General features: G+C 38.2%; 14 protein-coding genes. 13 read left to right on the top strand and 1 reads right to left on the bottom strand.

Features of this window, described 5'->3' with window-relative positions:
- The first annotated feature begins 5 nt into the window (after positions 1-5).
- On the top strand, positions 6-1220 hold the full coding sequence (locus tag ESU54_RS07470) for a bifunctional alpha/beta hydrolase/OsmC family protein (protein WP_111844643.1): 1215 nt from the start codon (positions 6-8) through the stop codon (positions 1218-1220).
- A gap of 139 nt (positions 1221-1359) precedes the next feature.
- Positions 1360-1950 carry a superoxide dismutase family protein gene (locus tag ESU54_RS07465; protein ID WP_111844642.1) on the top strand — a complete coding sequence of 197 codons (591 nt, stop codon included), beginning with the start codon at positions 1360-1362 and terminating at the stop codon, positions 1948-1950.
- A 71-nt stretch (positions 1951-2021) separates the two neighbouring features.
- Here the strand turns inward: ESU54_RS07465 and lpdA are convergent, their stop codons facing one another.
- Complete coding sequence (lpdA, locus tag ESU54_RS07460) at positions 2022-3425, bottom strand: dihydrolipoyl dehydrogenase (protein ID WP_111844641.1); 1404 nt, start codon at positions 3423-3425, stop codon at positions 2022-2024.
- A gap of 176 nt (positions 3426-3601) precedes the next feature.
- On the opposite strand from lpdA, the gene ESU54_RS07455 reads away from it, so the two are divergent.
- From ESU54_RS07455 to ribB, 11 genes are all read left to right on the top strand, one after another.
- The gene (locus ESU54_RS07455) at positions 3602-4801 is read left to right on the top strand and encodes an aminotransferase class I/II-fold pyridoxal phosphate-dependent enzyme (RefSeq protein ID WP_111844640.1); all 1200 of its coding nucleotides are present in this window, start codon (positions 3602-3604) and stop codon (positions 4799-4801) included.
- Between the two features lie 112 nt (positions 4802-4913).
- The gene (gene nhaC / locus ESU54_RS07450; protein WP_111844639.1) at positions 4914-6404 is read left to right on the top strand and encodes a Na+/H+ antiporter NhaC; all 1491 of its coding nucleotides are present in this window, start codon (positions 4914-4916) and stop codon (positions 6402-6404) included.
- A 153-nt stretch (positions 6405-6557) separates the two neighbouring features.
- Positions 6558-7193 carry a peroxiredoxin gene (locus tag ESU54_RS07445; RefSeq protein WP_111844638.1) on the top strand — a complete coding sequence of 212 codons (636 nt, stop codon included), beginning with the start codon at positions 6558-6560 and terminating at the stop codon, positions 7191-7193.
- Positions 7194-7196: 3 nt separating this feature from the next.
- Positions 7197-7511, top strand: coding sequence for a thioredoxin family protein (locus tag ESU54_RS07440; RefSeq protein ID WP_111844637.1), 315 nt, complete (start codon positions 7197-7199; stop codon positions 7509-7511).
- Positions 7492-7740, top strand: a complete 249-nt coding sequence (locus ESU54_RS07435; RefSeq protein ID WP_111844636.1) for a DUF6952 family protein — start codon at positions 7492-7494, stop codon at positions 7738-7740. The genes ESU54_RS07440 and ESU54_RS07435 overlap by 20 nt, the downstream gene beginning before the upstream one ends.
- Positions 7741-7881: 141 nt before the next feature.
- Complete coding sequence (gene tpx, locus ESU54_RS07430) at positions 7882-8382, top strand: thiol peroxidase (protein ID WP_111844635.1); 501 nt, start codon at positions 7882-7884, stop codon at positions 8380-8382.
- Positions 8382-8741, top strand: coding sequence for a diacylglycerol kinase (locus tag ESU54_RS07425; RefSeq protein ID WP_111844634.1), 360 nt, complete (start codon positions 8382-8384; stop codon positions 8739-8741). The genes tpx and ESU54_RS07425 overlap by 1 nt, the downstream gene beginning before the upstream one ends.
- A 94-nt stretch (positions 8742-8835) precedes the next feature.
- Positions 8836-11184 (top strand): FtsK/SpoIIIE family DNA translocase, encoded by a 2349-nt coding sequence (locus ESU54_RS07420; RefSeq protein WP_111844633.1) that lies wholly within the window; start codon positions 8836-8838, stop codon positions 11182-11184.
- 1 nt (position 11185) lies between these two features.
- Positions 11186-11824 (top strand): LolA family protein, encoded by a 639-nt coding sequence (locus tag ESU54_RS07415; protein WP_111844632.1) that lies wholly within the window; start codon positions 11186-11188, stop codon positions 11822-11824.
- A 10-nt stretch (positions 11825-11834) separates the two neighbouring features.
- On the top strand, positions 11835-13280 hold the full coding sequence (locus ESU54_RS07410) for an LptF/LptG family permease (protein ID WP_111844631.1): 1446 nt from the start codon (positions 11835-11837) through the stop codon (positions 13278-13280).
- Between the two features lie 78 nt (positions 13281-13358).
- On the top strand, positions 13359-14507 hold the full coding sequence (ribB, locus tag ESU54_RS07405; protein WP_111844630.1) for a 3,4-dihydroxy-2-butanone-4-phosphate synthase: 1149 nt from the start codon (positions 13359-13361) through the stop codon (positions 14505-14507).
- The last annotated feature ends 1 nt before the right edge of the window (position 14508 follow it).

The raw sequence follows: 14508 nt of genomic DNA, 5'->3' as shown, positions 1-14508 counted from the left end.
CTTTTATGAACATTCAAAAAGTATCTTTTACTAACAAAGATGAAGAACAACTGGCAGGCAGGTTGGAACTTCCCTTGGACCAAAAGCCACACAACTTTGTCATTTTTGCACATTGCTTTACGTGTACAAAAAACTTGACAGCCGTAAAAAATATTGGACGTGCTTTAACCGCTGCCGGTTTTGGAGTACTCCGTTTTGATTTTACAGGTTTGGGTGAAAGCGAAGGAGATTTTGAAAACACCAATTTCTCGGGAAATGTTGATGATCTTGTAGAAGCCGCTAACTTTTTGAAAAAAAACTATATGGCTCCGACTATATTGATTGGCCACTCGTTGGGCGGCGCTGCAGCTATATTTGCAGCTTCAAAAATTCCATCTATAAAAGCAGTAGCAGTAATTAATTCGCCCAGCCATCCTTTGCACGTGATGCATCTTTTAAAAGATAGCACTCAGGAAATTAATAAAAATGGAAAAGCAAAAGTGAATTTAGGAGGAGTAGATTTTACTATTAAAAAACAGTTTTTGGAAGATCTTAAAAACAATTCGCTAATAGATATTGTTAGTAGTTTTGGTAAAGCACTTTTAATTTTACATTCACCCCAAGATACTGTAGTAGGTATAAATAACGCAGAAGAAATTTACAAAGCAGCACAACACCCAAAGAGCTTTGTTTCCTTGGATGGTGTGGATCATATGCTTTCGGAAAAAAAAGATTCGCGTTATGTTGGACAAGTTATTGCTGGTTGGGCCACGCGCTATGTTGAAATACCACCCCCTAAGGAAATAAAAAGCAAGAGCAAAGTTGCGGCAAGTTTAAATAGTGATGATAAATTTTCAACAAATTTAAAATTGGGAGATCATTATTTTATAGCTGATGAACCAACTGAATTTGGCGGAAACAATTTTGGCCCTTCGCCCTATGAGTTTCTTTCCGGAGGACTTGCCGCTTGCACTGTGATGACCATTCAAATGTACGCTAAAAGAAAAAAGTGGGAAGTAGAAAATGTTATCTGCCACATCAATTATTCCAAAGACCACGCTGTGGATTGTATTCACTGTGAAGAAGATTCTACCAAAATAGATACCTTTACTCGCGAAATAAAAATAATGGGGATTCTTTCTGAAGAACAAAAGAAAAGACTACTCCAAATTGCTGATAAATGTCCCGTTCACAAAACTTTACACAGCAAAACCCAAGTTATTACAAAACTTGTTGACTAATTTTAATAATACAGTTTTAAGTATTGCAAAAATTAAATGCTAAGATTTATCTAAAATTTTGCGCACGGCGAATTGAAATCATACCTTTAATAATCTTAAAATTTAACCAACATAACATTAACTATTAAAAAATTTCCAAATGAAAAAATTAGGAATATTATTTGCAGCCCTTGCGATTACCGTATTTGTAGGCTGTAAAAACGAAAAAAAAGATATGGACAATACGGATGGAATGAATGATTCTATCCAAATGGATTCTGCTACACAACAAGATCAGCCCAAAACAGTTTCTGTTACAATGGAGTCTAAAAGCGGAAGTACCGCACAAGGTGAAGCTTATTTTTCCGAAGAAAACGGAATGGTGACATTTGAAGCCAAGTTTTCAGGTCTTAAACCGGGAACCCATGCAATCCATATTCACGAAAAAGCAGATTGTAGCGCAGCAGACGGAACTTCTTCTGGCGGTCACTGGAACCCAACGCACGCCAAGCACGGTAAATGGGGAGATGCAGAAGGATATCACAAAGGTGATATTGGTAACTTTGAAGCGGATTCCCAAGGAATAGGAAAAGTTTCTATGCAAACCGACGAATGGTGTATAGGCTGTGGGGATGAAAATAAAGACATTCTTGGCAAAGCCATAATAGTACACGAAGGAAAAGACGACTTTACCACTCAACCTACTGGCGATGCTGGAGGAAGAATAAGTTGTGGTGGAATTATAAAATAATTTTTTGATCTTATTTCATAAAAAAATGTCGGCAGAATTTGCCGACATTTTTTTATTCAATTAATCTTTACTTAAATATGAAGCGCCCTACCATCAGTAGCGGCAAGTGCAGCTTCTTTCACTGCCTCTGCATAGGTTGGATGTGCGTGGCTCATTCTAGCAATATCTTCAGCACTCGCACGGAATTCCATAGCTGTAACTGCCTCAGCGATTACATCGGCTACACGTGCGCCGACCATATGAACTCCCAAAACTTCATCGGTTTTTTTGTCGGAAAGAATTTTAACGAAACCATCGGTATCACCACTAGCTCGGCTTCTTCCCAAAGCGCGCATCGGAAATTGACCTACTTTATATTCAACATTGGCATCTTTTAGTTGTTCCTCAGTTTTTCCCACTGATGCAACTTCTGGCCAAGTGTAAACTACGCCCGGAATTAGGTTATAATCAATATGTGGTTTCTGCCCTGCAATTATTTCTGCTACCATAACACCTTCTTCCGAAGCTTTGTGCGCAAGCATCGCGCCGCGAACCACATCGCCAATGGCGTAAATATTTTTAATGTTTGTTTGAAGATGATCGTTAACGTCAACCATTCCGCGTTCGGTGATTTTTACACCTGCGTTTTCAGCTTTCAAACCATCAGTATAAGGTTTTCTTCCCACTGAAACTAAGCAGTAATCTCCTTTGAACGTTACTTCTTTATCATTTTTATCGGTAGCCGTAACCGTAACTTCTTTTCCTTTTTTAGAAACTGCGGAAACTTTATGTGAAATGAAGAATTTAATGCCTTGTTTCTTCATTACTTTAATCAATTCCTTGCTTTGTGCGGAATCCATTGTTGGTATAATTCGATCCATATATTCCACTACGGAAACTTCTGAGCCCAATCGATGATATACTTGTCCAAGTTCCAAACCAATCACTCCACCACCAATAACCACAAGGTGTTTTGGAACTTCTTTCATATTTAAAGCTTCGGTTGAAGTGATAATTCTGTCTTTGTCCAATTTTATAAAAGGAAGCGTTGCAGGCTTACTTCCTGTAGCAATAATTGTATTTTTCGCTTCAATGGTTTCCTTCTTTTTGCCGTTAGTAATTTCAATATGGGTTGCATCTTTAAAAGCACCCATTCCTGTGAAAACGTCAATTTTATTTTTATCCATCAAAAACGCAATTCCTTTGGTGGTTTGGTCAACAACCGAAGCTTTGCGTTCAATCATTTTTTTCAAATTCAATTTTATATCGCCAGAAATTTCAATTCCATGCTCTTCAAAATGCTTCATGGCATCTTCGTAATGATGTGACGAATCCAACAATGCCTTGCTGGGAATACAGCCAACGTTTAGGCAAGTTCCACCCAAAACGTCATATTTTTCAATGATTGCGGTTTTCATTCCCAATTGTGCGCAACGGATTGCCGCTACGTATCCACCCGGACCTGAACCTATTATTGCTACATCATAAGTGCTCATAAAGTATTTCTTTTAAATTGAAGTGCAAATTTAACAGTTATAGCTTAGATAGTATAAGTTATAATCAATAAAATTTAGTCAAATATGAAAATGAAATTTTTAAAACGAATTGGTTTATAGTTTGACCACTCTTTTAAATTTTCGCAATTTTGCCAAACAATCAGAAAAACACTATCATGGCCTTTAAACCAGCAGACAAAATTCAGGATTTACAATACTTCGGTGAATTTGGAGGGGTTAATCCTTCTATTTCAGATTCTTCAACTTATACATTTCTTTCAGCAAAAACGATGTTCGATACTTTTGAAGGAAATGCCGAAGGATGTTATCTCTATTCCCGCCACTCTACCCCTTCTAATCTATATTTAGGTCAAGCTTTAGCGGCGATGGAAGGAACTGAGACCGCAAACGTTGCTGCAAGCGGAATGGGCGCCATAACACCAGCTATTTTACAACTTTGCAAAGCGGGAGACCATATTATTTCTAGTCGTACTATTTACGGTGGAACTTATGCTTTTCTGAAAAACTTTGCACCACGATTAAATATTGAAACTACGTTTGTTGATATTACCAAACTAGATGAAGTTGAAAATTCCATTACTGAAAACACAAAAATAATTTACTGCGAAACCGTGAGCAATCCACTTTTGGAAATTGCCGATATTGAAGCGCTTTCAAAAATTGCGAAGAAACACGGACTACAATTATTGGTTGACAACACATTTTCGCCTTTGAGCATTTCGCCAGCAGAATTGGGTGCCGACGTAGTTTTGCACAGTCTAACAAAATTCATCAACGGAAGTAGCGACACCATGGGCGGTGTAACTTGTGGTACACAAGAATTTATTGATGCCCTTCGAAATGTAAACGATGGCGCCAATATGTTATTAGGCCCTGCAATGGACAGTTTGCGCGCGGCTTCTATTTTGAAAAATCTTAGAACCCTTCACATTCGTATAAAACAACACAGTGAAAATGCATTGTATTTAGCTGAAAAATTTGAGGCCGATGGTTTAAAAACTGTTTATCCAGGATTGAAGTCACATTCTGGTCATCAGCTTTTCAAAAAAATGATGAATGAAGAATACGGATTCGGTGGTATGATGACTGTTGATGTAGGCGGAATTGACAAAGCCAACGAATTAATGGAGTTAATGCAGAAACGAAATCTTGGGTATTTGGCAGTAAGTCTTGGCTTTTACAAAACACTTTTCAGTGCACCAGGCTCTTCTACTTCTTCCGAAATTCCTGAAGAAGAACAAAAAGAAATGGGACTTAGTGATGGGTTGATACGTTTCAGTATTGGGCTGGACAACGATATTAAGCGCACCTACCAAATGATGCGTGAATGTATGGTTGAAGTTAATATTCTGTAATTAACTTATTTCTAAAATAAATTTTAAAGGGGAACAGATAATCTGTTCCCTTTTTTAATTTGCATAGGTTTTTACAAAATCGTAACATTACATTCCATTTTAAAATTTCCCTATGCAAAGTCAAGAAATCAAGCCCACAGATCCCAAAGACGATCAGGTTGTAGAAAACGTAGAACTGAATATTTGGGAAGCACTAATCCCTGTCTTTGCGCTCATTGGAATGCTAGCCTATAACGTTTATACTTATGGCAGCGACGCTTTGAGTGGTTCCAATCAATTTGTACTTTTGCTTGGTGGTGCGGTTGCGGCTATTGTTGGCTTTTTCAATAAAGTGAGTTTTGACCAAATGCTGGAAGAGGTAGCGGTAAACATAAAATCAACTGCAAGCGCCATTTTGATTCTATTGATGGTAGGTGCTTTGGCGGGAACTTGGCTTATTAGCGGCATTATCCCAACAATGATTTATTATGGTTTACAAGTTTTAAATCCAACAATTTTTCTTGCAGCCTGTGTTATCATTTGTGCAATAATCTCCGTTGCCACAGGAAGTAGTTGGACTACTTCTGCAACAGTTGGTATTGCCTTAATAGGTATTGCAGATGCGCTTCACGTTCCTTTGGGAATGACTGCTGGTGCGGTACTTTCTGGAGCCTATTTCGGGGATAAAATTTCGCCGATGAGTGACACCACAAACCTTGCACCTGCTATGGCTGGAACCGATTTGTTTACCCACATTCGGTATATGCTATATACAACTACTCCAACTATTATTATTACGCTAATTGTTTTTATTATTATTGGGCTCAATCTAGATACTACAGGAAAAGCAGATACCCACTTAATTTTGGCAGCCGTAGATGACGCCCTAAACGTAAGTCCGTGGCTATTTGCTGTGCCAGTTATTGTAATTGGTCTTATAATTATGAAAACTTCACCTTTAATAGCATTATTAATTGGAACACTTTTAGGTGGAATAGCCGCGTTGATTTTTCAACCTGATATTGTAACAGCCATTGGAGGTGGGACCCACTTGGATTTCCAAACGGCTTACAAGGGAATCATGAATGCAATTACGGTTGAAACTTCCATCCCAACCGAAAATGAAGCGTTGAAAGGTCTTTTCACCGCAGGCGGAATGAGCAAAATGATGGGTACTATCTGGCTTATACTTTGCGCCATGACCTTTGGTGGAATTATGGATGCTATCGGTGCTTTGGCAACAATTAGTAAGGCGTTGTTAAAAATGTTCCATACAGTTTTTGGACTCTTTGCAAGCACGGTAATAAGCTGTTTGGCACTTAACGTAACTGCCAGCGATCAATACCTTGCCATTGTAATTCCTGGAAAAATGTATGCCAAAGCTTTTAAAGATAAAGGGCTTGCTCCTGAAAATCTGTCAAGAACTCTGGAAGATTCCGGTACGGTAACTTCTGTATTGGTACCTTGGAATACTTGTGGAGCTTACCAAAGTGGAGTTCTTGGCGTTGATACTTTGCATTATGCAGGGTATGCGGTTTTCAACTGGCTCAGCCCATTTATGACTCTTCTTTTTGCTGCTTTCAGAATCAAAATCAGACAGTTGGCTTCCCCAGAAAAAGCATAATCTAATTCTATAGTTTTTATTTATTGTTAAAAATTTAACCTATTGCATAAATCTATTGGTTTATAGATTAATCCATTCGGCAACTTTCCTTTATCCATAAGGAGTTTCTATCTTTGCAGTAGAAAATTATTAATCCAAAAAATAAATAAAATTATGTCATTAGTAGGAAAAAAATTCCCAAACATTTCAGTAGATGCAATGAATGAAATGGGGGATACTTTTAAACTAAACGTGCTTGAAGAAGCAAAAAAAAACAATAAAAAAGTATTACTTTTCTGGTATCCAAAAGATTTCACTTTTGTTTGCCCAACCGAAATCCACTCTTTTCAAGAGGCGCTTTCAAAATTTGAAGATAGAAACACAATGGTTATTGGTGCATCTTGCGATTCTCCCGAAGTACATTTTGCATGGTTAAACACTCCAAAAAATAACGGCGGAATTGAAGGTGTTACTTACCCTCTATTGGCTGATACCAATCGTAACCTTTCCAATGCACTGGGGATTCTTGATATTACCAACGAGCGATACGATGAAGAAACCGGACTACTTATGGTAGATGGTGACAACGTTACTTACCGTGCAACATATTTGATTGACGAGGAAGGAAAAATTTTCCACGAAGGCGTAAACGATATGCCATTGGGCAGAAACGTAAACGAATTCCTTAGATTGGTTGATGCATACACACACGTACAAGAAAAAGGAGAAGTTTGCCCAGCAAACTGGGAAGAAGGGAAAGAAGCAATGCTGGCAACCCGCGAAGCTGTAGCAACTTATTTGAGAAACTAGATTATGGTAATTGAGTTAAAAGATGATAGCCTGCAACAGCTAATTTCTGAAGAAAAGAACGTAATTGTTCAATTTTCAGCTGGATGGTGTGGCAATTGCAGGGTGATGAAACCAAAATTTAAAAAGTTGGCTTCGGAAACTGAAGATTATAAATTTGTTTTGGTAGATGCCGAAAAATTCCCTGAAAGTCGAAAAATGGCTAATGTGGACAATCTGCCAACCTTCGCGACATTCAGAAATGGCGAATTGGTAAATCAAATACAGACCAACAAGTTTGAACTTTTAAAAGATCTTGTAAATGAAGTTACCAGTAATTAGACATATTCAACGTAGCAACTCCGCTGCGCAAATTGAAAACTGTATTGAGGTTCTGGAATCTTACAGCGAATACAACCGAATAACAGAAGAAGAAATGGACATCATTGGCGAACTTATCACCAACCTTTGCGGTGCAGTAGAAGTTCACAAAATGATTGAAGACGGTATGCCGGAGCGTGATGCAGCAAATGCATTTGCACAAAAAGTGATAGGCTCCATAGACCGATAGCTAATTTTGAAAAAATCCTTTTACAATTTATTGTGAGGGGACTTTTTTATTTTTTGCAATGAAATTTCTTTAAGAAATTGTAAGTGATTTAACCAAAAACGAATGCTTATCTTTAAACTTCAATTTAAAAAAACCTAAACAATGGCAACTATAAAACTTGGCGAAAACAATATTGAAACAATTGGAACCCTTCCACAAATAGGCGACACTGCCCCCAATTTTACTTTAACAGCAGAGGATTTAAGTTCAAAAAAACTTTCCGATTATAAAGGCTCACGAGTAATACTGAACATTTTTCCGAGTATCGACACGGGGGTTTGTGCCACCTCGGCACGGAGATTTAACGAAGAAGCTTCAAAACTTAGTAACACCCAAATACTTTGTGTTTCAAAAGACCTACCCTTTGCGCAGAAACGATTTTGCGCTGCCGAAGGGATAAAAAATTTGGACATGCTCTCAGATTTTCGCGATGGCAACTTCGGAAAAAATTACGGCGTGGAAATGACCGGTGGTGCTTTGCAAGGGTTACTATCGCGCGCGGTAGTGGTTTTGGACAAAGATGGAAAAGTAATCTATAGCGAGCAGGTTCCGAGTATTGGCGAAGAACCAGATTACACCTCGGCATTAAACTCGTTAAGTTAATGTGGGATTCGTATTTAGGAAAGCGTCTTAAAGGTTTTGGCTACGCGTTCAAGGGCGCTTTACTTATGCTCCGCCATGAGGCCAGTATCCAGGTGCAGGCCAGCATTGCAATTTTGATGACGATTGCAGGCTTTTATTTTGAAATATCAACTGTTGAATGGATGTTTCAAATTCTCGCAATCGGTCTGGTAATGAGCATCGAAGGCCTAAACACAGCAGTCGAGGAAATTGCTGACTTTGTTCATCCTGACTTTCACAATAAAATTGGGTTTATAAAGGATGTTGCTGCTGGTGCAGTATTTTTTGCCGCTGTTACCGCTGTTATTATTGGGTGCATCATTTACATTCCTAAGTTTTAATTAGGATTAAAACTTATTTGGAATTTGTTTTTTGTAATTTGAAATTTTCATCGTTGATATTTGTATTTTTGCTAAAAAGACAACCGTTCCATTAATGGCTAAAAAGAAGAAATCAACAACCACAACCCCGCGTAAAAAAATAAGTTTTTCGCTATCCAAACAGCAAAAGATACTTTTGGGTAGCTTTTTGTTTTTGTTGGGATTGGCTTTGCTGTTTTCATTTATTTCCTACTTTTTCACCTGGCAGGCCGACCAGAGCGAAATCGGGAATCTTGCCGAACGCGAATTGCAAACAAAAAACTGGCTCAATAAGTTTGGCGCCAATGTGGCCCATTTCTTCATTTTTAATGGTTTCGGGATTTCCGCATTTATTTTTGCGTTTCTTGTTACACTCACTGGCGTTTATTACTTTTTCGATTATGCCAAAAAACAACTCACAAAGTTTTGGTTTTGGGGATTGTTATTGATGCTTTGGATTTCGGTGTTTTTTGGATTCTTTGGAGAAAAAACTACCATTTTCAGTGGAATTATTGGATATGAAACGAATGACCTAATTCAGGATTACCTAGGATTGGTTGGAGCCATGCTCATTATGATTTTTGTGCTTATTGTTTATTTGGTTGTCCGCTTAAAGCTAACTCCTGAAATGGCAATAGGCGCATTCAAAAGTTCAAAAAAACAAATTGCTTCAGAATTTGTTGCAGATAAACAGGAAATTACCGTTTCCAAAACTATTTCTGAGGAAGAAAATGTTGAAGATGAAAAAGACGTTCCCCAACCTTATATTGAAGAAAAAGTAACTCCACCCCCACCAGAAAAAATAATCCTAAAGTCAGATATTGAAGGCGATGTGGAGATGGAAGTAGAACAGGCTGCCGAAGAAGAGGAAATTGAAAATATAAGTGATAGACTAGTAAAGGATTTTGGTGAATTCGACCCGAGATTGGAACTGAGCAAATATAAATTTCCCAGTATAGAATTGCTACGAGACCATACAGCTGGAAGTGGAATAACGATAAACCAAGAAGAACTTGAAGAAAACAAAAACCGAATTGTTGAAACCCTCAACAATTATAAAATAGGGATTGCAAACATTAAAGCCACGGTTGGGCCAACGGTTACACTATACGAAATTGTACCAGACGCCGGTGTACGTATTTCAAAAATAAAAAACCTTGAAGATGATATTGCCCTTTCGCTTTCTGCTTTAGGGATACGTATTATAGCGCCAATTCCCGGTCGCGGAACAATTGGTATTGAGGTTCCAAATAAAAACCCAAAGGTTGTTTCTATGCGTTCGGTGATTGCTTCAGCAAAATTTCAAAATGCTGAGATGGAGCTTCCTATTGCGTTTGGGAAAACCATCAGCAACGAAACTTTTGTGGTAGATCTCGCAAAAATGCCTCACATGCTTATGGCCGGGGCAACAGGCCAAGGGAAGTCGGTTGGTTTAAACGCGGTACTCACTTCACTTCTTTATAAAAAGCATCCCGCCGAAGTTAAATTCGTTTTGGTAGATCCCAAAAAAGTGGAGCTTACGCTTTTCAACAAAATTGAACGTCATTATTTGGCAAAACTACCCGATACTGAAGAAGCAATAATTACAGACGTTACAAAGGTTATCAATACCCTGAATTCGCTTTGTATTGAAATGGATGCGCGCTATGACTTGCTAAAAGATGCAATGGTTCGCAACATAAAAGAGTACAATACCAAATTTAAAAATCGCAAACTGAACCCTAACGAAGGGCACCGATATTTACCGTACATTATTTTAGTGATTGACGAATTTGCCGATTTAATTATGACTGCTGGTAAAGAAGTAGAAACGCCAATTGCGCGTTTGGCACAACTTGCACGTGCCATCGGAATCCATTTGATTATTGCAACACAAAGACCTTCTGTAAATGTGATTACGGGGATTATAAAAGCAAACTTCCCAGCACGTATTGCTTTTAGGGTTACCAGTAAAATAGATTCACGAACCATTTTGGACAATTCTGGAGCCGACCAGCTTATTGGTCGTGGCGATATGCTCTATACACAAGGCAATGAGCTTACACGTATTCAATGTGCTTTTGTGGACACTCCAGAAGTTGCAGATATTACGGAATTTATAGGTTCGCAAAAAGCATTTCCAGACGCATATTTGCTTCCGGAATATGTGGGCGAGGAAGGTGGCACAAATCTTGATATTAACATCGACGAACGCGATGCTATGTTCCGTGAAGCTGCAGAAGTATTGGTAATTGCACAGCAAGGTTCCGCCTCATTGTTACAGCGAAAGCTTAAACTGGGGTACAATCGTGCAGGAAGAATAATAGACCAATTAGAAGCAGCTGGAATTGTTGGCCCTTTTGAAGGTAGCAAAGCTCGACAGGTTCTGGTTCCAACCATTGATGCGTTAAACCAGTTTTTAAATAACGAAACTAACACTAATTAAAATGAAGAAGCTAAGTATTATTTTAATAGCACTTTTTATAACTACATTTTCGCAGGCACAGGACGCAAAATCTTTACTAAAAGAGGTTTCAGCCAAAGCGAAAAGTTACGATAACATTACCATCGATTTCAAATATAACTTGAACAATTCCAAGGAAAACGTAAACCAAGAAACCCGTGGCGATGTAACGCTTCAGGGGGATAAATATGTTTTAAATATGCTTGGAACCACCCGTATTTTCGACGGAAAAAACATTTACACCATCGTTCCCGAAGATGAAGAAGTTACCATTTCGTTGCACAACCCAAAGGACGACAAAGAAATTACCCCTTCAAAAATGTTGACTTTTTATGAAAAAGGTTACACCTATAAAATGGATATTGAGCAGAACGTGAAGGGTAGAAAAATTCAGTATGTGAAGCTTATCCCTATCGATTCAAAAGCAGAGATTAAAGATATTCTTTTGGGCGTCGACGTGCAGACAAAACATATTTACAAGTTGATTCAGACAGATGCCAAAGGCACTAAATATACGCTTACCGTAAATTCCTTTAAAACAAACCAACCTGTTTCCAAAACCTTGTTTACTTTTGACGAAGCTAAATACAAAAAAGACGGTTATTACATAAATAAACTATAACCGCGCGGAAGTGAAAATACTGGACAGGTATATATTGGTAACCTTTTTGAAGACGTTTGTAAGCGTCTTCATTATTTTAATGCTCATATTTGTCCTTCAGACCATTTGGCTCTACATTTCTGAATTGGCCGGAAAAGACTTGGACGTTTGGATTGTACTTAAATTTCTTTGGTATGTTTCCCCACGCTTGATTCCTTTGGTACTACCGTTGACCATTTTGGTTACCTCATTGATGGTTTTTGGGAGTTTTGCTGAAAAGTATGAATTTGCTGCAATGAAGTCAACAGGTATATCGCTGCAACGAGCAATGGGAAGTGTTATTGGCTTTATTGTTATTTTGGCAATAACGGCTTTCTTTTTCGCAAACAACGTTATCCCCTATTCCGAATATAAATGGCAGAACCTGCGGCGGAATATTTCACAATTTCAACCATCTATGGTTATTTCTGAAGGACAGTTCAGCCAAATTGGCGATATGTTCAATATAAAGGTTGAAGAGAAAAGTGGCGATCGCGACCAGTTTTTGAAAGATGTGGTAATTCACAAAAAAAATGAAACAAGGCCCAATGGAAATTTTACGGTAATCATTGCAGACAATGGGGAACTTGCAAGTGAAGAAGGCAGTAATACGCTATCGTTAATCCTAAAACAAGGAAATTATTACGAAGATATTCAGACGAATAATGCAACGAAACAAAAAGGCGAACCCTTTGCAAAAAGTTATTTTGACGAATATGCCATCAATATTGACCTCACCGAACTGAACAATAAAGATGTTGATAAAGAGAACGATCTGAACAACCAGAACATGTATAACATAAGTGAGCTCCGGGTTGAGATAGATTCACTTTCTGACAGTTATTCCAAGGATATTGAAGCGTACACCAAAAATATGTATTACCGAAGTGGTGTAGAGAAATTACAGGAAAATCAAATCGCGGAATCTGCACAACCGCCAGCCATCAGTTCAATTTTGGAAATTTATAATCCCACACAGCAATTACAAATAGTTAAGCTCGCTTTGAACAATGCCAAAGGAACCCTGCAAACTGTAGATGCAAAAAAGGTTGAATTCAAATCCAAAACAAAACGGTTAAACAAAACTGAGATAGCACTTCATGAAAAATATGCTTTGGGATTTGCCTGCATCATTCTGTTTTTTGTAGGAGCACCACTCGGAGCTATTATCCGTAAAGGCGGAATGGGACTACCAATGGTAGTCGCAATTACGCTGTTTTTAACTTACCATTTTATTGGCATTTTCGCAAAAAACAGTGCCGAAGATGGCACTATGCATCCATTTATAGCATCTTGGATCAGTACGGGGATTATGTTTCCGTTGAGCATCTGGCTTACCTACCGCGCAACTACCGATCAAGGAATTTTCGATTTTGATTCATTTATGCAACGCATTAAGCGGCTATTAGGAATAAAGAAGAAAAAAAAATCCGAATAGAACACCCATAATCCAAAACTTCTTTTGGCCAATTACAGTTGTACATTTTATATCTTTGCAAAACCTTTATAAAGAGCTATGATTTCCACAGAAAAAGATACTTCCGTTCAACTTAACACTATTGAAGAAGCCATTGAAGACATTCGCAATGGAAAAATAATCATTGTTGTAGATGATGAAAACCGGGAAAACGAAGGAGACTTTATTGCCGCGGCAGAAATGGTAACGCCAGAAATGATAAATTTTATGGCTACACACGGCAGAGGCCTTATTTGTGCACCTTTAACTGAAGAACGTTGTAACGCTCTTGATTTGAATATGATGGTGGAAAACAACACCGTACTGCATCATACACAGTTTACCGTTTCGGTAGATTTGATTGGCCACGGTTGTACTACTGGAATTTCTGTTCACGACCGTTCAAAAACCATCAAAGCGTTAGTTGATGAAAATACAAAAGCAAACGATTTAGGAAGACCAGGACATATTTTTCCTTTGCGCGCGAAGCAGGGTGGCGTTTTAAGAAGAACTGGCCATACCGAAGCTGCAATTGATTTAGCGAGACTTGCTGGATTGAAACCCGCTGGGATTTTAGTTGAAATTTTAAATGAAGACGGTACAATGGCAAGGCTTCCACAGTTGTTGAAAGTTGCCAAAAAGTTTGATCTAAAGCTTATTTCCATCGAAGATTTGGTGAAATACCGAATGGAACACGATTCCTTGATAGAAAAAAAAGAAGATTTCAAAATAAGTACAAAGTTTGGAGATTTCAGACTTCGTGCCTACAAGCAAACCACAAACGATCAAATACACATTGCGCTTACTAAAGGAAATTGGAGTGAAAACGAAGCTGTATTGGTTCGCGTTAACGCAACTTTGGTTAATGGCGATATTTTGGGAACCCTCACCAACAACGCCGAACAAAAGTTGGACGATATGTTCAACGTAATCAATAATGAAGGAAAAGGCGCTATTGTTTTCATAAACCAACAGAGCCAGTCACTAAATCTTTTAAACCGTTTAAAGGACTTGAAAGAAGCCCAAAGACCAAACGAAATTGCCAAAGCACCTCGAATTGAGATGGACAGCAAAGATTTTGGTATTGGCGCTCAAATTCTTCACGATTTGGGAATCCATAAAATACGTCTGCTTTCAAATAGTGAACAGACCAAACGAGTGGGAATGATTGGTTATGGATTGGAAATCAAGGAATACGTAAATTATTAAA

Origin of the sequence: Aequorivita antarctica, from assembly GCF_007997155.1 — a bacterium.
GTDB classification, from domain to species: domain Bacteria; phylum Bacteroidota; class Bacteroidia; order Flavobacteriales; family Flavobacteriaceae; genus Aequorivita; species Aequorivita antarctica.
Note: the sequence above shows the minus strand (reverse complement) of the source record. Positions and strands in the feature narration are given on the sequence as shown.

What these genes read in the sequence shown, in the direction of transcription:
- ESU54_RS07440 (WP_111844637.1), top strand. Translation starts at nt 7,197, where the DNA reads ATGGTAATTGAGTTAAAAGATGATAGCCTGCAACAGCTAATTTCTGAA.
- ESU54_RS07455 (WP_111844640.1), top strand. Translation starts at nt 3,602, where the DNA reads ATGGCCTTTAAACCAGCAGACAAAATTCAGGATTTACAATACTTCGGT.
- ESU54_RS07470 (WP_111844643.1), top strand. Translation starts at nt 6, where the DNA reads ATGAACATTCAAAAAGTATCTTTTACTAACAAAGATGAAGAACAACTG.
- ESU54_RS07445 (WP_111844638.1), top strand. Translation starts at nt 6,558, where the DNA reads ATGTCATTAGTAGGAAAAAAATTCCCAAACATTTCAGTAGATGCAATG.
- lpdA (WP_111844641.1), bottom strand. Translation starts at nt 3,425, where the DNA reads ATGAGCACTTATGATGTAGCAATAATAGGTTCAGGTCCGGGTGGATAC.
- ESU54_RS07465 (WP_111844642.1), top strand. Translation starts at nt 1,360, where the DNA reads ATGAAAAAATTAGGAATATTATTTGCAGCCCTTGCGATTACCGTATTT.
- ESU54_RS07420 (WP_111844633.1), top strand. Translation starts at nt 8,836, where the DNA reads ATGGCTAAAAAGAAGAAATCAACAACCACAACCCCGCGTAAAAAAATA.
- ribB (WP_111844630.1), top strand. Translation starts at nt 13,359, where the DNA reads ATGATTTCCACAGAAAAAGATACTTCCGTTCAACTTAACACTATTGAA.
- tpx (WP_111844635.1), top strand. Translation starts at nt 7,882, where the DNA reads ATGGCAACTATAAAACTTGGCGAAAACAATATTGAAACAATTGGAACC.
- nhaC (WP_111844639.1), top strand. Translation starts at nt 4,914, where the DNA reads ATGCAAAGTCAAGAAATCAAGCCCACAGATCCCAAAGACGATCAGGTT.
- ESU54_RS07415 (WP_111844632.1), top strand. Translation starts at nt 11,186, where the DNA reads ATGAAGAAGCTAAGTATTATTTTAATAGCACTTTTTATAACTACATTT.
- ESU54_RS07425 (WP_111844634.1), top strand. Translation starts at nt 8,382, where the DNA reads ATGTGGGATTCGTATTTAGGAAAGCGTCTTAAAGGTTTTGGCTACGCG.
- ESU54_RS07435 (WP_111844636.1), top strand. Translation starts at nt 7,492, where the DNA reads ATGAAGTTACCAGTAATTAGACATATTCAACGTAGCAACTCCGCTGCG.